Annotated in this window: 18 protein-coding genes and 1 pseudogene; 2 read left to right on the forward strand and 17 right to left on the reverse strand. The window is 33.7% G+C overall.

Annotated features, from left to right (window positions below; translation table 11 throughout):
- Positions 1–73 precede the first annotated feature (73 nt).
- From BN358_RS07615 to BN358_RS07660, 10 genes are all read right to left on the reverse strand, one after another.
- The gene (locus tag BN358_RS07615) at positions 74–532 is read right to left on the reverse strand and encodes a helix-turn-helix transcriptional regulator (RefSeq protein WP_019228635.1); all 459 of its coding nucleotides are present in this window, start codon (positions 530–532) and stop codon (positions 74–76) included.
- 220 nt (positions 533–752) lie between these two features.
- Positions 753–1,373 carry a hypothetical protein gene (locus BN358_RS07620; protein WP_019228636.1) on the reverse strand — a complete coding sequence of 207 codons (621 nt, stop codon included), beginning with the start codon at positions 1,371–1,373 and terminating at the stop codon, positions 753–755.
- Between the two features lie 177 nt (positions 1,374–1,550).
- Positions 1,551–1,967: a hypothetical protein gene (locus BN358_RS07625; protein WP_019228637.1), complete on the reverse strand. Its 417-nt coding sequence runs from the start codon at positions 1,965–1,967 to the stop codon at positions 1,551–1,553.
- 31 nt (positions 1,968–1,998) lie between these two features.
- Complete coding sequence (locus BN358_RS07630; protein ID WP_019228638.1) at positions 1,999–2,688, reverse strand: response regulator transcription factor; 690 nt, start codon at positions 2,686–2,688, stop codon at positions 1,999–2,001.
- Entirely contained in the window at positions 2,685–4,010 is a 1,326-nt protein-coding gene (locus BN358_RS07635) for a cell wall metabolism sensor histidine kinase WalK (RefSeq protein ID WP_019228639.1), read from the reverse strand. Before BN358_RS07635 ends, BN358_RS07630 begins: the two co-directional genes overlap by 4 nt.
- 9 nt (positions 4,011–4,019) lie before the next feature.
- Positions 4,020–4,736, reverse strand: coding sequence for an ABC transporter permease (locus tag BN358_RS07640; RefSeq protein WP_019228640.1), 717 nt, complete (start codon positions 4,734–4,736; stop codon positions 4,020–4,022).
- A 14-nt stretch (positions 4,737–4,750) separates the two neighbouring features.
- Entirely contained in the window at positions 4,751–5,476 is a 726-nt protein-coding gene (locus BN358_RS07645) for an ABC transporter ATP-binding protein (protein WP_019228641.1), read from the reverse strand.
- A 56-nt stretch (positions 5,477–5,532) separates the two neighbouring features.
- Entirely contained in the window at positions 5,533–6,786 is a 1,254-nt protein-coding gene (locus tag BN358_RS07650; RefSeq protein WP_019228642.1) for a hypothetical protein, read from the reverse strand.
- A gap of 192 nt (positions 6,787–6,978) precedes the next feature.
- Positions 6,979–8,946: a translation factor GTPase family protein gene (locus tag BN358_RS07655; protein WP_019228643.1), complete on the reverse strand. Its 1,968-nt coding sequence runs from the start codon at positions 8,944–8,946 to the stop codon at positions 6,979–6,981.
- Positions 8,947–9,042: 96 nt separating this feature from the next.
- On the reverse strand, positions 9,043–10,413 hold the full coding sequence (locus tag BN358_RS07660) for an MATE family efflux transporter (protein ID WP_019228644.1): 1,371 nt from the start codon (positions 10,411–10,413) through the stop codon (positions 9,043–9,045).
- 344 nt (positions 10,414–10,757) lie between these two features.
- On the opposite strand from BN358_RS07660, the gene BN358_RS07665 reads away from it, so the two are divergent.
- The gene (locus tag BN358_RS07665) at positions 10,758–11,144 is read left to right on the forward strand and encodes a DUF302 domain-containing protein (protein ID WP_019228645.1); all 387 of its coding nucleotides are present in this window, start codon (positions 10,758–10,760) and stop codon (positions 11,142–11,144) included.
- Positions 11,145–11,361: 217 nt separating this feature from the next.
- On the opposite strand, the gene BN358_RS07670 is transcribed toward BN358_RS07665, so the two are convergent.
- The 7 genes and pseudogenes from BN358_RS07670 to BN358_RS07705 form a co-directional block, all read right to left on the reverse strand.
- The gene (locus tag BN358_RS07670; protein ID WP_019228646.1) at positions 11,362–11,808 is read right to left on the reverse strand and encodes a GyrI-like domain-containing protein; all 447 of its coding nucleotides are present in this window, start codon (positions 11,806–11,808) and stop codon (positions 11,362–11,364) included.
- A 93-nt stretch (positions 11,809–11,901) separates the two neighbouring features.
- Complete coding sequence (locus tag BN358_RS07675; RefSeq protein ID WP_019228647.1) at positions 11,902–12,795, reverse strand: YafY family protein; 894 nt, start codon at positions 12,793–12,795, stop codon at positions 11,902–11,904.
- A gap of 24 nt (positions 12,796–12,819) precedes the next feature.
- On the reverse strand, positions 12,820–15,051 hold the full coding sequence (locus BN358_RS22275; RefSeq protein ID WP_019228648.1) for an S-layer homology domain-containing protein: 2,232 nt from the start codon (positions 15,049–15,051) through the stop codon (positions 12,820–12,822).
- Positions 15,052–15,117: 66 nt separating this feature from the next.
- Positions 15,118–15,546, reverse strand: a pseudogene (locus BN358_RS28570) (cell wall-binding protein); the annotation flags it as partial.
- Complete coding sequence (locus BN358_RS07695; protein ID WP_040582182.1) at positions 15,534–15,803, reverse strand: hypothetical protein; 270 nt, start codon at positions 15,801–15,803, stop codon at positions 15,534–15,536. The gene BN358_RS07695 and the pseudogene BN358_RS28570, both read right to left, overlap by 13 nt.
- Positions 15,715–16,647, reverse strand: a complete 933-nt coding sequence (locus BN358_RS07700; RefSeq protein ID WP_040582184.1) for a hypothetical protein — start codon at positions 16,645–16,647, stop codon at positions 15,715–15,717. Before BN358_RS07700 ends, BN358_RS07695 begins: the two co-directional genes overlap by 89 nt.
- Positions 16,648–16,663: 16 nt before the next feature.
- Positions 16,664–17,257: a TetR/AcrR family transcriptional regulator gene (locus tag BN358_RS07705; protein WP_019228650.1), complete on the reverse strand. Its 594-nt coding sequence runs from the start codon at positions 17,255–17,257 to the stop codon at positions 16,664–16,666.
- A gap of 414 nt (positions 17,258–17,671) precedes the next feature.
- Here BN358_RS07705 and BN358_RS07710 point away from each other — a divergent pair, with 414 nt between their 5' ends.
- Complete coding sequence (locus tag BN358_RS07710) at positions 17,672–18,952, forward strand: uracil-xanthine permease family protein (RefSeq protein WP_019228651.1); 1,281 nt, start codon at positions 17,672–17,674, stop codon at positions 18,950–18,952.
- Positions 18,953–19,038 lie beyond the last annotated feature (86 nt).

Raw genomic sequence — 19,038 nt, forward strand, 5'->3', positions numbered from 1 at the left:
TAAGTCAATAAATATTCTAAAGGCAATTAGCTATATGGCACCTTAAGTTTGATCTGCCAGAGAGAACCGTCCCCTATGACTTATCAATTATGTATCTGTCTAATTTTGCTCTGAAATACCAACCTATGAAAATCATTGTTATCCCAATAATAATAGCTGCTGTTCTTCTCACAGAATCTGGAGAATATAAAGTAGACAGCAAAATACCTGTTCCTGCTCCTCCAAAAAAATCACTAGCCCTCTTTTCTCTGCGAACTAACTTCTCTCGGTTTAGAGAAGAAATTATATTGTTATCAGCCTTTTTGCGGAATTCCTCATCACTGAGTCTCTCTCCACTTAAAAATTCGTTAATACTGATTCCAAGTTCTTCACACAAGAATTGCATTAAAGATATATCTGGCATATAGTTGCCATTTTCCCATCGAGAGATGGTTTTGTTTGTCACCCCAAGTTTTTCACCAAGCTCTGCCTGTGTCATTTCTTTTTCTTTTCGGAGTTTAGCAATAAATTCGCCAATTTTTTGTTGATTCAAATTATCCCTCCTTTTCTCTGAAAATTGTAGCATATGAAGATGTCTTTGTATTTACCATAAATAGCGAATGGACATATTAACAGCACTTTCTATCCATTAACTTATATATCCCCTATAGGTGATATTAAAAGTTTATCATCAGGCAATAAAAAAAGAAATTATTTTATTTGATTGCTAAAATAATTTCTTATATGTGTTAAATTTTCTGCTGAACTAATTATTAACTGGCAATGATTTCATTTAGTTCTTTAAGTCTGTTTTCAGGATAATTATTTATGATAATAAGTTCGTAACTTTTTTTCCCAGATATAAAATTAATATTTGAATTAATAAAATTTAAATTCTTATACTCGAAAGTTGTAAAAGAAATATTTATATATTTGATTGCAGCTATAACATTGTTTAAATTAAACTTTAGTACATTGGTGTTTTCTGTATGTGTGACCTGATAAGGCATAGCTTTTACAAGCTCTTTGAAATTTTTGTAATATTTTATCATTATATTGAAAAACCCAACAGATACAAAGAACATCAAGATTTGAGTAATCCAAAGGGAAGCTGCATTTGTCGAATCTGACATAGCATACAGCATTATAAATGGTTTAACCGATATTCCAGCAAAAATAGCAGTAGCTATACCAACTTTAACTCCAAAAACCATTACTGAAATAAATATTGGAATGTATAGGAGCTGTACTGTTAAGACTGTATTTCCGTAATGATTAATAATACTTAAGCAAAAAATGATTAGAAAAATAATTACCATTCCCCAAGCAGTGTGTATGGAATTATACTTCTCTGACGACTGCGATGAAGATGAATAGTACTGACTGTTTTCCATTTAATCTCCTAGTTTTTACCCCACACCCAATTAGATTAATTCGAAATAATAATTTAAAGTTTAGGGTACAAGCAGAAATTTTTTAAATTTTTATATATTTTAAAATTGTACAGTCAATATTGTCTGAAAAGTCATACTATCATGCAGTAAAAGTAATTAATAAGAAAGCCTTCCATATTAAGAGCCGCAATTGCATAAGTTAACATACTCTTTAAGCTCTCTCCTGCCACATACAAGTTCTACGACAAGCTCTTCATAAGTATAGTCAAAAACAGGTGTGTCCCCTGATAGTTTAAAGCCTAACACGTCTTTCCATATAACTACAGCTCTAGTTAAAGGCTTAAGGGCTAATAAAGCCTTCTGCATACTTGTTATATTATCATCGTCACTGTGTGATCTAGGCATTTTAAGAAAAATTTTTACTAACTCTAAAATTGTTAATTGCAGCATGCTTGCTGAAATTTTATTATCTGCGTTCAATTGTTCTGAAGTATTAGTTATTGCCAGTTCAGCTATTTCTTCTGCAATTTTTTCTTCTCCGGTTAACATATAAGCAACGGTATATACTTTTTTAAAATATGCTTCAATATCCATTACTCCACCTGCCTTACTATTTAAATATTCATTATACTTTAAATCTATATCCGGCTCCCCAGACAGTTTCAATATATTGACGTCTATCAGGAGTTGTTTCAATCTTTTCTCTTATTCTTGCAATATGTACAGTTATGGTAGAGGCGTCAGATAAAGAATCATAGCCCCAAACCCTTTCAAATAACTCTTCTTTATCAAAAACCCTGTTAGGATTTTCTGCCAAAAAAACCAGCAGATCAAACTCTTTTTGGGTTAAGATAACTTCATTATCATCTATGTAAACTCTTCGGTCCTGCTTATCGATAGATAATGCCCCGACTATTATCAGCTTCTTATTAGAATTGGGTACCTGTTTTAACTTTTCATATGTTTTTATGTGGCTGTTAACTCGCGCTACCAGTTCACCCATACCAAAAGGTTTAGTTATATAATCATCGGCTCCCAGGTTTAATCCTTTAATCTTAAATGTTTCATCAGATTTTGCAGACACAATCAGTACTGGTATTTGTTTTGAATCAGCTATTTCTCTTAATATATCAAAGCCATGCTTTTGTGGAAGCATTAAATCTAAAATAACTAGATCAAAACATTCATTTTTAATATATTCAAGTCCGGAGTTACCGTCAAAAGCACATACCACTTCATAACCGCTCATTTCTAAATAATCCTTTTGAAGTTCTGATATGCTTATATCATCTTCAATAATTAAAATCTTTTTCATATTATCACTTCCTCGTCTTTAACCTTTTTTAATGAAATAATAATCGAGGCTCCATGACCGATTTCACTGACTGCCCAAATTCGTCCATCTAAACCCTCTACAATCTGCTTTGCTATTGCCAGTCCCAGGCCACTTGAGCCCTTAACTTCTCTGGCAGTATCAGCTCTATAAAATCTATCAAAAATATGCGGCAGATCGTGTTCACTGATTCCTTTTCCATTATCCTTAAATTCTATTATGACTGAGGAATTAGTTTCTCTTAATATAATTCTTAGCTGACCTTCGTATTTTTCAACGTTTCTTTTAGCATTGTCCATAATGTTTTGTACAACTCGCTTAAATTTTGTAACATCCATAGTAACAAAATATGAAGTTGAAAGGTTATTCTCAAAAATTAATCGTTTATTTTCACGGTTGAATTCTTCTGAACATTCTTCAATACAGCTGTCCATGTATTTTATAATATCTACCTTATCCTTCTCAAATGTCATTTGATTTAAATCCAGCTTAGAATATAACAATAAATCTTCAATCATTGTATTTATCATCTTTGTTTTTTCAATAGCATTTGATAAGTAATATTTTTTCTTTTCATCGGTGTCTGCAACACCGTCCAGAACACCATCTATATATCCCCTTATGGATGTTACGGGAGTTTTAAGATCATGAGATATGCTTGATATTAAAAACTTTCTGTTTTCATCAACTTTTTGCTGATAATATATTGAATTCTTAAGCTGAAGACGCAACTGTTCAATAGCAACTCCAAGCTCTCTCACTTCCCCATAGCCCTTTTCCGTGATTGCTGTCTCAAGCTCACCGATTCTAAGCTTCTCCGTTTCCTTTTTCAAATCAGTAATTGGAATTATTATGTTTTTAAGGTTTTGTTTCTGAACAATTATGCTTGCTATAACAAAGATTATTAAAAATGTAATAATAACAAAGGTTATAAAGGATCTATAATAATCACCAACACATATAACTTCATTAAGTGTTATTATTCTATAAGTAACTCCATCCTGCTTAATAAAATTCTCTTCACTTATGCTGTATCTTTTATTCTCATATTCATAATAATCATTATCAACACTTAGATTCATTAACACTTCTTTAATCTGCAGCATAGTAAAATCTTCGCTGTTATATACAATATTATCATCCTCAATTACTACAACAGCCATTTGACCCACTCCACTTGATGCATGAGATTCATTTAATATGTTATAAAAATAGTCATAGGCAAATCCAAAGCAGCCTGTAATAACAATTGTGCCTATTAGAATTAATATGCTTTGTGTTAAAAATCTTTGTTTTAAATTCATAATATCATCCTAAATATCTTTTTTTTCAAACAAATAATAACCTGCTGCAAATAACATTATACCGTAGCCGAGCAAAATAAGAAATATTCTGAAAATCTTGCCAACATTAATATAGCTTCCTAAAATCAGCTTGTACCAGTCAAAAGAAGATGTAAATAAAAAACTCTTAATTTGAGGGAAAGCCACACTTAATCCAACAAACACCAGAAACACAAAAATGGAAAACATAAAGGCGCTTGTTGTACCCCTCGAAAAATTAGAAATCAAAACAACTGTCAATGCAAAGATAAAAATCGGCAAGAATGCCATTATGTAAGATATTATTATTCTTAAAGGATTTGAAATCCCTCCATTTAGAAATAATGAAAATAAAAAAGAAAAAATAGCAACTACAATAAGATTGCTGGCTATAAATGTAGCAATAGCAAGAATTTTACCCAAAAATACATTAAGCCTTGAAGCAGGACCTGTGAGGGTAAATTTAATGGTATGATCAGCAAATTCACCTGCAAACATATCTATACAAATAAATGCAGTAAAAAGCGGGAAAAGTGAGTAGCTTAAAATTGTCAAAACCATAACCGAAAATTCTGAACTTCCTGTTACACTTACTCCTGCAAAGTTATTCAAGGAATATACCACAATTGCTGCAACAATAACAGACAGCAACAAGAATATCAATGATGAAGTTATTTTTTTCTTTTTTTGAGATTTTAAATATTTCATTTATATACACTGCTTTAATAATTTGCATTTAAATCTACCTCGCTTAAATAATAGTTTTCCAAGGAAGAATAGTTTTTTAGAATATTATTGGTCTTTTCAACACTTATGAGTTTCCCCCCATATAAAATTCCAACTTTATCACATGTAAGCTCTATGTCGTGAATTAAATGGCTGGAAATAAAAAATGTTGTTTTATTCTTTTTTGACAAGTTAATAATTAATTCTCTCATTTCAACCATTCCTTCAACATCCAGACCATTAAAAGGTTCATCCAAAATTATAATTTTAGGTTTGGACAAAATTGCCATGGCTATACCAAGTCTTTGTTTCATTCCAAGGGAATAATTCTTTATTTTTTCATTTTTATATTTAATAAGTCCGGTGATTTCAAGGCACTCATCAATTCGTGTTCCATTAACTTCATTATGAAATCTGCCGCATAATTCCATGTTTTCATAAGCAGACAAATAAGAAAATGGAGTTACATTTTCTACAATGCATCCAATGTCTTTCATAGCATTTTCATAATCATTAGAAATGCTGTAACCGTTTATTTTAACATCGCCCTTATCAGCTTTCATAAGGCCGACCATAATCTTCATGGTAGTGGTTTTTCCTGCTCCGTTAGGTCCTAAAAATCCGAAAATTTCTCCTCGTTCAATTTCCAAATTAAGGCTCTGTATGCCGCGATTGTTTTTATATATCTTTGACAAGTCTTCAATTACGATTGCTTTATCCAATATTTCTCCTCCTTTAAAGCTTTACGGTGCAAAAGCCAAGGCTTTTGCACCTTGGCTTACTCAAATATCCTTACAAAGTTACTGTCAAATTCATCATCATAATTTGAATATGAATACCCACCGTTTTCTTCATCTATTTCAACATCAAATGATACGTTAATGTTTTGTTGTCCGTTTTGATGGATAATTCCGGTTTTCTTTTCACCATTTTCATTTAAATAATGCAGCTTTGTAAAATAGATAGATTCATCATAATTGGAATAAAAGTCAAAGCTTCTAATATTTTCAGCTTTATACCCCTCATTATACACTTCATAATATTTGCCTTTTATATTGCCATCTTCAACAGAAGTGATTTCTATGAATCTTTCTCCAACCTTTTCAAATGAGTTGCCTTTTATATCTACAATATCATTTTTGTATTTACCGATATATTTGCTGTCAAATTCATAGCCTTCTTTGTTATATGTAACTTCATGACCAACTAAATTTGGAGCTGCAACAACTGTGCTGTTAATATCCTTTATGTCAATTGAAAAATCCAGAGAGTATATGTGTTCAATGCCTTCATTATCCTTTGCAGATATACTTGCAGTAAAAATACCGCTTTCTATAATGCCATCTTCATTTTCAACTGCCTTACCGGAAGCATTTACCAGGTATATGTTTGATTTAGGACTTGGAATGTTCAGTCTCTTGGCATTCCACTCATCAAGAATTGAATACTTGAAGGCAAATGATGATATGGCATTTGCAAGAGGAGGAATTTGAGTGTCTGATAAATTTCCAATATACATTTTCTTTCCGCCTGATTCTTCCAATTGAATTATATCCTGTAAGTTTCCTACAAATGCATCAAGAATCTTTTCAGCATCCTTGACCTGTTCTTCTTCAAAAGGATTATCAATTATTTTTCTGTCATTATTATTTTTTCTTTTTTCTACAACTGTGTATGAATCATCCTCAGCATTATTGTATATGCTTTGGTTTTCATCATTGTACCTGTAACTTTCAGTTATTTTTCCTTTATTTAAAGTTCTTTCGCTCATTTCTTCGGCCTGATTTGAAACATCTATTTTAATATTATTAGTTGATTCTGAAATAACTTTACCATCAACTTTAACAGACACTATCATATCAGCACTGAAGTTATCAACTTCACCGGTCAATTTTGTCATTGTTGTCTTCATAGAATTTTTCAAGCTGTTAAATCCTGATCCAAGCATTGTATCAGCAAATGCTGTCGCTGTTAAAATCATAGCCCCGAGGACAAACGCACATACCGTAGCTGTTTTTTTGCTAAACCTCATTATTCTAAACCCTCCTATTAAACTATTTACTACCATAGCTTAAGCATCTTTGTAGTACAATTATATAATACATTATAGGTCTTGAATAACTATAAACTAGTTATTAACAATTTATTAAATCTTTTAGCCTGCCAACGCTTCCATCCATCATAATGTGTAAACTATTAAGTTTATTTAATCATAAGAATATCTTTAGCTAACTGTATGCATGTACTTTTCTGCCTCATACCAGGGCACGGTAAAAGAAGTTCCCTTTGCACAAAACACAGATGTTGAAGTATTTTCCACATCTCTTTCTTTATCATATCCTATTTTTAAAATTACATCATTTGTATTTTCACACACATCATATCCATCATACATTAAACTTATGCTTCCGGTTCCCTTAGTAAATGAAATCAGTTCAACGCTGTAATCCATAAAAGATTCCACAGGACCTCTTCCTTTTATATAAACATTTCCACAATTAAGAACAGGTGCTTCACAAATGCCTCTTAATTTTTGTATATCAGACATTATTCTTCCCATATATGTTTCTTCTGCATAAATTTCAAAGCTGTAAAATGGCTCCAACAAAATGGACTCAGCTTTTTCCAGCCCTTGTCTGATTGCTCTGTATGTAGCTTCTCTGAAATCACCGCCTACAGTATGTTTTATATGAGCACGGCCGTCCTTTAAAATAACTTTTATATCTGTAATTGGAGACCCGGTTAAAATGCCCTTATGAACTTTTTCAAACACATGATTTTCTATAGTATGTTGATAATTTAATATTAAATTGTCAACATGGCATTGACTTTCAAATGTAATGCCGCTGCCACGGGAAGTTGGCTCTAGTGTAAGCTTAACTTCTGCATAATGACGGAGCGGTTCAAAGTGCCCATATCCGGTTACTGCTGATTTAATGGTTTCCTTGTATTCAACTTGAGGTTTTTCAAAATTAACTGATATTCCAAACCTGGATTTTATAAGCTGTTCTAATATCTCCAGTTGAATTTTGCCCATTACACTGATCAAAATATTCTCTGTTTCTTTTATGAAAGCAACTGATAGCATAGGATCTTCAGATTCTAAAATATGTAGCTTTTCCATCAGTATAGTGACATCTGTATTATCTAATATGTTTACTTTAGACTTCAGAGCTGCGTTTAAGTGAAAATTATTTATTTCATCTATTGTTGTTTCGCCTGTTGCTATCACTGTTCCACATACAGGAGATTTCAAACCTACAACAGCAAATATATCTCCCGCTAGTATTTCATTTTTATTTTCAAACTTTTTACCGTTGTATACTCTTATTTCATTTACTTTTTCTGAAGATATAACTTCCCCTTTTATAAATGTAAATTCATCCTTTATACGCAGCTTTCCTGACAATGCTTTTATAAATGTGAGTCGAATTCCTTTTTCGTCGTGACGTATTTTATAAACCTTTCCGACAAAATAATTATGTTCTTTTTCTTCATATTCTGTTTTAGAAAGACTTGAAAACACCTCTAAAAAATCATTTATTCCAATCCCCTTTAAAGCTGAACCTGTCATTAAAGGAAAGCAAAGTCTCATTTTTATTATTTTAATAACAGTCTCTAATAAATCATTTGTGCTATAATCATCCTGTAAATAAGATTCTAAAAAAGCTTCGTCTCTATCTGCTGAAAAATCAGCTATATTTTGATTAATTATATCATCCGCTGAATTCAAATATAGTATGTCACCGGTAAGCTTATTTTTAATATCATCTGTAATTACTTGTAAATTGAAACTATCTATGTCACATTTATTAATAAAAATAAAAACAGGAATATTGTATGAGCTCAACAGCTTAAATAATGTGGTAGTGTGAGCTTGAACTCCTGAGCTTCCGCTTATGATTAAAATGGCGTAATCAAGAGCAGACATAGACCGCTCAGTTTCTGCCGAGAAATCCATATGCCCGGGAGTATCAATTATATAGTAGGTATCATTGTTATATTGAAAAATACCTTGATCAGCAAAAATTGTAATTCCCCTGTTTTGTTCTATTTCATTAGTATCCATGCTTGAAGTTTTATGATCAACTCTTCCAAGATTTCTTATACTGCCTGTATTATAAAGAAGTTGTTCAGTGAAGGTAGTCTTCCCTGCATCCACATGAGCAAAAATTCCAATTGTTTTTTTCATATTAACTCCATATATCATTTTTCATACTCGATTATTGTCATCCAAAGCGTAGCGAAGGATCTCATCTTCAGTGGTCCTGAACCGATAGCTCTGGTTTTAACAATTTTCAACTGCACTTACTGTCTTTCTCTTCCATCCATGAGTTTTATATACCCATAAACCATAAAGACATACTATAAAATTGCTGAAACTCATTGAAAACCAAATGCCGGATGGTCCAAAATCATAAAAACTTTTAAAAATCAATATCATGGGCAGCCTGACAAACCACAATCTTCCTACCTCCATGGCCATGGAATATTTTGTATTTCCCGAGCCTTGAAATATTCCTTGAAAAACGCTGAACATCCCCATCAATGGCATTGAAAATGCAACATATTTCATGTAAGTAATACTTTGAATAATTACTTCCGGCTCATCCTTAGATTGAATAAAAAAATTCACTATTGGTTTGTTGAAAACAAATATTAATATTCCGCCGATAATACCAATAAATAAGGCAATTTTTGAAGCTTTTATAAAACTTTCTGTGGCTCTGTGAAGCTGATTAGATCCCAGATTCTGACCTACAACCGCTGTCAGGGCTGCTCCAACTCCCATAGCAGGCTGCATTACAAGACTTGTTACCCTGTTTACCATGCCAAAGGCAGCCATTGTAGCTGTACCATAGGATACAATAAAGCCATTTAAAAACATAAATCCAATGGAGGCTCCTGTTTGCCCTATAGAAGCTGGCAGTCCGACTCTCACAATTTCCTTGAGTATTTTTTTATTAAATTTAAATCCTTTGAAATCTGGTTTTAAGTCATAATCTTCATTAAAGATAAATTTAATCCCAAACAGCGCCAACACAACCCTTGATAACACCGTTGCCCAGGCCGCACCTGCTATACCCATATTAAATGTAAATATAAACACAGGATCTAATACAACATTTATAAAAGCAGATATAGCACTTAATATTGTCGGGGTTACCGTGTTTCCCTGTGCATTCATTATTGAATTTATATTGAAATATAAAAACATAAACGGCAAATCAAAAAATGATATTCTAAGGTAAGTATTTGCTAAATCAGCAAAATTACCTTCTCCACCCATAAGCTTAATTATATACGGGCTTGTAACAACACCCACTATCGTAAATACAATTGATAACAAAAATGATGATACCATTAATTGAGAAGTGTATTCTCTGGCTTCTTTATACTTACCTGCACCCAGCAACTGAGAAAGAAGTGATGTTCCTGCTACCGACAGTCCAATTCCCAAGGCAACAAAAAGAAAGTTTATGGGCCATACAAAGGAGGTAGCTGCAAAATGAACAGAAGAAATCTTGCTCACCCAAATTCCATCTACCAAATTATATAATGTTTGAATTATGCTATTTATCATAATGGGGATAGATAAGGTTAACAATACCTTGTACATATCCCCATTTTGTATTAATTCCGATTTATCCTGCTTCATTATAGTCACCCCTCATTTTAATTAAGACCATAAGAATATTATATCAAATAGATTGAATATGTACAGCTCGAAAAGAGTAATATCATCTTTTATTCCGTCTTTATATTGAATTATTTTAAAAAATACACGGAAAATAAGACAGCTATTTACCTGACAAAAATATACTCTTGTTTTCTTATAATCTGTCAATTATAATCAAATCCTTACAAATTAGATAGAGCCGCTCATTGAAAGAGTTTTATGTTAAAATAGTGATAAAAGTTTTATAACTATAAAATCAATTTGTTTATATTTGGCAATTACAGGGTATCATAATACAAATAAATTGATTTCAGGAGAATTATATGGATATTAACTATAAAGTGGCAACAAATAAAAGTTTTGAACTAGCTTTAGAAGATTTAAAGACAAGTCTCAATAATCATAGTTTTGGTGTGCTATGGGAATTAAATTTCAAAGAGAAATTGGAAGAAAAAGGACTGGATTTTGATAAAAATTTCAAAGTTTTAGAAGTATGTAATCCAAAGAAAGCCAAAGAAGTTCTGGATAAACATATTGAAGCAGGGTACTTTTTGCCATGCAAAATGGTGGTTTATGAAAACAATGAATCAGTAATTATCGGAATGCTAAAGCCTACCAGTTTAATTGGAATGATGGATAATGATGAATTATCAAGTATTGCAGTTGAAGTTGAGAAAGAATTAATGTCTTCTATAAACGAAGCTAAGTAGCTATTAATGTAATCAAAAAACGGGACTGTTGCATTAGTGATTATTATCGTGTCATTCTGAGGGCTTTTGCCCGAAGAATCTCATCATTTCAACATATGAGTTCCTTCGCTTGCGCTCAGGATTACATAAAATGTACTTAATGCAACAGCCACATTGTCAATCCGTGCTATTTTTTTGCATTTTTGTAACTTTTCCCTTCTATCTTACATACCTTGACTTACTCCTCAACTGCAACGTAAATATTGACTGTTGAATTTGTGCCGTCATAAGCTACATATTCTTCAAAATCAGCCGTATAGATGCGCTTTAAATCCATCTGCCAAATCTGAGCCCATGCATTTGCGACATCCTTTACCATATCTCCAACAATTTGAAACTTTGCATATTTTCCTTTTGGAATTATAAGTGAAATTAATCCTTCATTCTCACTCAATTCTGAAACTTCTGCACCAACTGTCACCTGATACGTTTCGCCCTTGTAGTCAGAATAGATTCCATATGCATAGTCGCTTACCTTTGCTTCGATTTTCTCACAAACATTTCCTTGATAAAACTGCTGCCACAGCCCTCCGATAACCGTCTGCATATCAGGTTCCATATTTCCTGTTCTTGCAGCCACACCAACAATTTTCTTTTCTCCTAGCGTTACAATTTCATAATTCATTTGTTTCCTCCTCATCTATATTCAATCTTCATTACGATAGGAGTATAACATTCATAATATGACAAGGTGTGTCATATTATAAAATAATTTTCTTCATTCATATATTAAAATCATCTTTTCAATCTGTTCTCTGACTTTTTCCTGTAACCATGCTGGTTCAAGCACCTTAGCATACGCACCTAATGACAAAATATAATTTATGATTGCACTTTCATCATTTGCATCAAACTCAGTAATCATACTTCCATCTTCTAGAATGACCCCATGTGGAAGTTCCTCAAGAACACGATACAACTGCTGTTTATGTACCTGAATTTTTATATGAATAACCTCTTTGCTTTGTTCAAACAGTTCATTCAGCACTCGTCCAACCCGAATAGGCGTAAATGATTCGTGTGTAACAGATAAATCCGCAATTCGCTTTAACTTAAAAAACCTATAATCATTTCTTAATAAACAAAATCCATATACATACCAGGCAAATCCCCGAAAACACAATTTTAAAGGTTTCACTTTTCTGTCACTGCATTCCACATGACTTGCTGCATATTTTATTTCTATTATTCGATGCTTTAATATTGCTTCTTTGATTTGCTTAAAATATATTTCTTCTTTACCTGGCTCACCCCATCTTGAAAATTCTATCTCAATCCAATCCTGAGTATCTGCTCCGAATAGACTGCTTAATTTGTTAAGGACATCTTTTTCTTCGCCGTATCCGGTTTCCTTTATTGCCTGCAGTGACGAAAGAATTTGACTGCGTTCATCATCTGTGAGAACAGTTCTATCCAAAACAAAATCAGAAAGAAGGCTAATGCCTCCTCCCTTTCCCTTATTTGCATACACAGGCACACCGGCTATGGAAAGCTTATCAATATCACGCATGATGGTTCGTGTAGAACACTCAAACTTTTCTGCCAGTTCACCGCATGTAACAGTTTCCTGATTCATTAGTGTATATACAATCTGAAATAATCTGTCTACCATATAACCTCCACATGATCATTTGCTTTAATATTTATTGTATATTCTATATAAAAATACCGCTGCTTCTGCCCTTGTTGTGTTACCCAATGGATTAATCTTATTATCATTACCAACAATCAACCCCTCGTTTAACAAGTATGAGATGCTATTTTTCGCATATTCTGATACATGAAAACTATCATTATATTTTTCAATTTCAGAAGTCGCAGTATAATTTTGAAGGTTTTTTATTAACTTTAAAGCATTTTCAGTAAGCACCATCATATCTTGCCTTGTAATATGTGAATCAGGATCAAATTTATTATTTCCTGTGCCATTGGTGATACCAAGTTTTTTTGCTATGCTAATTTCTTTGTAGTAATACGAAGTATCACTTATATCTTCAAAGTTCTCTTCTGCTGCAGCTTCAATGCTAAGGGTCTTAACTAAATAATACAGGAAATCAGCCCTTGTAATACTCTTTTCAGGTGCATATTCTGTATCCGTAACACCTTGAAGTATGCCTTTAGAGGTTAATACTTCTATAGAATGTTTTGCCCATTCTGTACTTTCAATATCTTTAAATGTTTTTTCTACATATGCTACAGCATATTGACTGAAATGAGTTGTTGTAAATGTAACTTTACCTGTATCCTTATCATAACGGCCATTAGGTACTGTAACTACATTGCCGTCTCCATCTATATACCAAACTACTATATGCTCTATGTCATGATCCTCAGGTGCAGGAGTATATGGTATGGATACTGTTACAGGTGCCTCCGGATTGTTCCAAGATTTTTGTATTCCATTCACGGTTAATGTAAGTTGAATGATTGACTTGTTTTTAAGCAGTTCTTTTAGTTCAATAGGCAGATATGATATATCTCCACTTTGAATATTTAAGCTTATTTTATCCTCTTTATCAGCTTGAATTTTATCAATCATTATTGTTGGAAAAACAATTGTTCCTAATTTTGTATTCACTTCAACATACATATTTTCTTTTGCTGAGGATAGGGCACCCTTTGTAAAAGATAATGAATATGATAATGCACCTTTAACATCCGGAATTGATACTGTTATGTTCTCCGGCATATCTTCAAAAGGAATTGTACTTATGTTTGTTTCTGCATTTTTAGTTAATTTGTTTAGTTTTGTCTGTATACTAAATTTTTCAGATCCACTGCTTAAACTTCCCATATACTTAGAAGTTGTTGACTTCGGCTTAGAATAATATACATCATATGGAACTGACAAATTTTCTGCACTGTCTGCTACATATATCTGATAATACCCTTCATTCAACTCTGACATTTTAATATATACATCATTTGACCAATTTAATTTTATAGTCATTGCTTCTGATATATTATCAAGATCTGATTTACTATAATAAGTAGTATCTTCTTTTTCTAAAAAATATAATGTTCCACATACACCATAATCATCTAAAAATATGCATAGTTCGCCATCTTGTATATAGAAGTCCGTTACAGCCGGAGGTGTATTATCTACATTCATTTCTGTTATGATATTAATGTTCTTTAAATAAGGGTAATACCATCCTATTAATGCTTCATATCCTGGTTTACTCAACGTGTATCTTCCGCTGTAGTAATTATCATAAGTAAAAAAACTATACAATCCATGCTCATCAGTTTGACAACTATCATCAGTAATTTTCGTCCAGTTGTCGTCTTGCAGAACTTCTACCTTAATATTTACTTCAGGCAGGTTAGTTATATTAAACAAGATATAGATCAAGTCATTATTTAAATTGTCTTTTAAAGTTCCACAATTCATCCCGCTGGAGCCACATCCTATATTTCCGGCGTATTTTTCTGTATCCCCAATAGCTATAACAACTGGTACACCTGTCACAGTAACATCGGCTCCTTCACCGAAGTAACCTCCTCCTATGCCTGCAGAAGAATAACCGCCAGTTGCTGTTATTTTTCCACCGTTTAAATTTACAACTCCTCCGCTTCCCTGATAACCGCCTCCAATACCAGCTCCATTATTACCACCTATAGAAGTTACAATTCCTCCATTTATTGTTATGATACCTGCTGTTTGAAAAGAGCCTCCGCCAATTCCGGCTCCATAGCCGCCACCCTTAGCTTCTATAAATCCTTCATTTATTGTTAAGCTGTCAGCAGTACCGCCTAATTTGGATCCGCTGCTTATACCAGCACTGCCACTTCCTCCGGCCGCAGTTATGGTACCTCCTTTTATAAATATTGTACCTCCACTGCCATTGAAACCTATTCCCACACCGCTGACACCAATTGCTGATATTGTTCCTTCAGTTATTGTTATGGTACCCCCCAGACTGCTATCACCGCCACCAATGGCAGCTCCAAAATTAGTACTGCCTTTGGCATTGATCAGACCACCGCTTATGTTTATGGTAACTCCTTTGCCTTCTTGACCAGTGCCGATACCGGCTCCTCTATCGCCGCCATTTGCATTTACTATGCCACCAGTTATATTTATTGTTCCCCCGTTTCCCTTATAGCCCCCTCCTATGCCTGCTCCACAATAATTGCCTGTTGCTGTTACCTTTCCTCCGCTTATTGTAATTATACCACCTGTATTATTACTTCCCCATCCGATGCCTGCGGCATATTCTCCAGCTGTTGCCGTTACTGTTCCTCCTGTGATAGTGATGTTTGCTTTAGAACTGGTTGAGTTTCCGGAGCCTATGCCTGCACCTAAATCGCTGCCAGCTACAACAATAGCTTCACCGCTTATTCTTATAATTCCAATAGTGTCAGAATAATCACAATACTTCCTCCAATACCAGCTCCATTTCTTCCTTCAGCATGAACAGTACCACCGCTTATAGATATTGTTTTAAATGATTCACCCCAGATGCCGCTGCCAATGCCAGTTTCACCTGTTGCTGTTACATTTCCTCCGCTTATTGTTATATTATCAACAGAACCACCTGTTCCCCCTCCGATACCAGTTGAACCAGTTGCTGCAACTGTTCCTCCACTTATTGTGATCGACCCCCCCGTCACCGTTATTACCTCCTCCTATGCCTGCTCCACTGCTACTTACAGCCGTAATTATTCCACCATTTATGGTGATGACCCCTCCATGACCGTTGTCACCGCCTCCTATTCCTGCTCCGTAAAAATCATTATTTGCTGCTAAATTTCCTCCATTTATAATTATTTCATCATTAGAGCCTTCAAATCCACCTCCAATGCATGCTCCGCTGGAGCTCCTTACAACAAATGTTCCTCCATCTATTATAATTCGTCCACTGTTTTCTTTTGAATCACCACCGATACCTGCTCCGGAATATCCTTTTATGCTAATCTGTGCTTCATCATCTGTTAAGCCCTCAGCCTTATTTATAGTAAGCTGTATCCCATTGGGCACATGAATTGCTGCACATTCATTTATTCCCTCAACAGAATTATACCCGCTTATGTAGAGTTTGTTATTAAACATACCTGCGTTAGAAAAATCTATACCATTTTCAACAAATGGTGCCCTAATATATAAATTCTCAATGGTTAACTCAATAGCTTTATCTCTTCCTGCCTCTATTGTTATTTTTGTATCCCAATGAACTACATTGCTTGAATATCCAGCTATGGTAACCTGGCTTACATCTTTGGAAATAGTAATATTTCCTGAATATCCTTCAGACAGCTCAAATCTTTTATTGTTCTCAACAATAGTAAAGTTACCCTTTGGTATAATAGCAGTGCCACTGGTTATTTCTACAAGAGAATCTTCGGGTAAACTTAATGTTTCTGACATGGCATAACTCTCATTACCACTGTACAAAAATAATATAAACAGTAAAGCTGCAGCGATTAGAATCGTTTTCATTGATAATCGTTCATTCATACGAACCTCCTACAATTTAAAGTTTAACTTGATTCAATATCATGTTCATTAATTTATTTCCATATGAAACAAGTTTAAAAGAACCTTTTTTTAAACACCAATCATATATTACTCCTCTAATGCAAGTTGTCATTATAGAAATAATTTCTTCCACTGATAAATCCGATGTAATTTCTCCCTTATTCTGAGCTTCTTCAATCAAGTCTCTAAAAACTTGATAATATACTCTGTCTGATTCTATTAAAAATCTGCGTGTTGACATATCCTTAATCTGCGAAGAATAAATTGCACACATAAATTCCAATCCTATATCATTTTCCATAATTTCAAACACATAATTTGTAAATGAAGATATTTTTTCAATTGTACTAACATACTCTTTATTTGCTTTTGAAAAATTTATATAAGCTTCATCTGCCATTGGAACCATATGGATTATCAGTTCTTCCTTAGTATGGAAGTGAGTATAAAATCCTCCTTTAGAAGAATTTGCCCTAGAAATAATATCATCAACTGTCACATGGAAATATCCTTTTTCAACAAACAGTTCTTTTGCAGAATTTATTATCCTTTTTTTTGTTTCATAAGCCTGTTGTGTTCGTTTATTCATTTAGAATACTCCTTATAAAATTTCACAGACCGTAGTCTGTAAAAATTATATAATTAATGTCGTTTTATGTCAACTTATTTTCTTTAAAATGGTCCTAACCCAATTACCTTAGCAATTTCTCCAACTATTATAGCAAAATTATAAATATATATTGCAATTGTCCTATAGATATGTTAATATTGTAAAAATAGAATAATTGAATGTCTTTAAACAAGTCCTGAGAGGCTGGCAAGATAAACATTATGAGTTTCACATAATATTAGACAAGTGTGACTTCTTGCTGGTGCAAGAAGTCTTTTTTATTGATTTTCAAGTAAGTTCTGTGCGCATCACCTTTAAATTAGTCCGGTGAGGCTGAGAAGGGGAAAAGAGTAAACTCTTCTCCTCAATTTTAAAAATTAAGGAGACTTTATCATGACAGAGAAAGTATTAAAGAAAATGGAAGTTGAAACTTCAAAAACCACTGATTGGATGGCTTTATTAAAGAAAGTGATTCTTGCGCTTCAACATCTTATCGCAATGTTTGGCGCTACTGTGTTGGTACCTGTTCTTACAGGATTAAATGCATCTGTTGCTTTGGTTTCTGCAGGATTAGGCACTCTCGTATTTCATGCGGTAACAAAGAAAAAGGTCCCTGTTTTCTTAGGTTCTTCATTTGCATTCATCGGTGGAATATTAGCAGTTAAAGAAGCACATAACGGTGATCTGGCATATGCCCAAGGTGGTATAATAGTTGCAGGTCTCATATACGTATTGATGTCTTTTGTAATCAAAAAAATCGGGATAGATTTTATAAAAAAATACCTTCCATCCCATGTTATAGGACCAATGATAATTGTCATAGGTTTAAACCTTGTTCCGACAGCTTTTGGTATGGCCAGCGGAAACTTTGTACTTGCTGCAATAACTCTTGGTACAGCACTTGCTATCAACTTCTTTGGTAAAGGCTTTTTCAAACAGCTTTCAATATTAACTGCCGTAGTTGTTGGTTACACAGTAGCACGCATTCTTGGACAAGTAGACCCTTCTTCCTTTGTAAATGCACCACTGCTTGCAGTTCCTGCATTCACACTGCCAAAGTTCAGTGTACCTGCAGTGGCAGTACTTGCTCCGGTAGTACTGGCAGTATTCATGGAGCATGTTGGTGATATCACTACAAACGGACAGGTTGTAGGTCAGGATTTCATAAAAGATCCCGGACTTAACAGAACTCTTCTTGGAGATGGACTTGCTACGTTGTTAGCCGGCTGTATAGGCGGACCTGCCAATACAACCTATGGTGAAAATACAGGAGTCCTGGCAATAACAAAGAACTATGATCCATCTACATTAAGACTGGCTGCAGTATTTGCCATTATTCTTGGATTCGTAGCCAAAATCGGTGGTTTCCTTGGAACCATACCTACTCCGGTTATGGGCGGCATAAGCCTTATGTTGTTCTCAATGATTTCACTTGTTGGTGTACAAACCATAAAGAATAACAATGTACAATTCAATGCAGCAAATGTCGTGGTGATGATTGTAGTGCTGGTATTAGGTTTGTGGGGATCCTACTTCCAAAATATGACCGGCATTAATATCGGCATAAAGATAAATGAAACTGTTTCAATTACAGGCTTAAGCCTAGCTGCAATAGTGGGCGTAGCATTAAACGCAGTACTAAACATATTTGTACCGGCATCTAAGAAAGCTTAGTGATGTTTATAGAACAAAAAATCCATGGGTTACTTTCAAGGTAATCAATGGATTTTTTTAATTTAAAAATCTTGTGTCACAAAGAA

It is taken from the genome of Sedimentibacter sp. B4 (genome assembly GCF_000309315.1).
Lineage (GTDB): Bacteria > Bacillota > Clostridia > Tissierellales > Sedimentibacteraceae > Sedimentibacter > Sedimentibacter saalensis.

Bases quoted from the DNA above. Each gene is read 5' to 3' on its own strand.
- BN358_RS07700 (WP_040582184.1), bottom strand. From the start codon at position 16,647: ATGAATGAACGATTATCAATGAAAACGATTCTAATCGCTGCAGCTTTA.
- BN358_RS07660 (WP_019228644.1), bottom strand. From the start codon at position 10,413: ATGAAGCAGGATAAATCGGAATTAATACAAAATGGGGATATGTACAAG.
- BN358_RS07625 (WP_019228637.1), bottom strand. From the start codon at position 1,967: ATGGATATTGAAGCATATTTTAAAAAAGTATATACCGTTGCTTATATG.
- BN358_RS07710 (WP_019228651.1), top strand. From the start codon at position 17,672: ATGACAGAGAAAGTATTAAAGAAAATGGAAGTTGAAACTTCAAAAACC.
- BN358_RS07675 (WP_019228647.1), bottom strand. From the start codon at position 12,795: ATGGTAGACAGATTATTTCAGATTGTATATACACTAATGAATCAGGAA.
- BN358_RS07640 (WP_019228640.1), bottom strand. From the start codon at position 4,736: ATGAAATATTTAAAATCTCAAAAAAAGAAAAAAATAACTTCATCATTG.
- BN358_RS07620 (WP_019228636.1), bottom strand. From the start codon at position 1,373: ATGGAAAACAGTCAGTACTATTCATCTTCATCGCAGTCGTCAGAGAAG.
- BN358_RS07650 (WP_019228642.1), bottom strand. From the start codon at position 6,786: ATGAGGTTTAGCAAAAAAACAGCTACGGTATGTGCGTTTGTCCTCGGG.
- BN358_RS07705 (WP_019228650.1), bottom strand. From the start codon at position 17,257: ATGAATAAACGAACACAACAGGCTTATGAAACAAAAAAAAGGATAATA.
- BN358_RS07665 (WP_019228645.1), top strand. From the start codon at position 10,758: ATGGATATTAACTATAAAGTGGCAACAAATAAAAGTTTTGAACTAGCT.
- BN358_RS07635 (WP_019228639.1), bottom strand. From the start codon at position 4,010: ATGAATTTAAAACAAAGATTTTTAACACAAAGCATATTAATTCTAATA.
- BN358_RS07655 (WP_019228643.1), bottom strand. From the start codon at position 8,946: ATGAAAAAAACAATTGGAATTTTTGCTCATGTGGATGCAGGGAAGACT.
- BN358_RS07630 (WP_019228638.1), bottom strand. From the start codon at position 2,688: ATGAAAAAGATTTTAATTATTGAAGATGATATAAGCATATCAGAACTT.
- BN358_RS07670 (WP_019228646.1), bottom strand. From the start codon at position 11,808: ATGAATTATGAAATTGTAACGCTAGGAGAAAAGAAAATTGTTGGTGTG.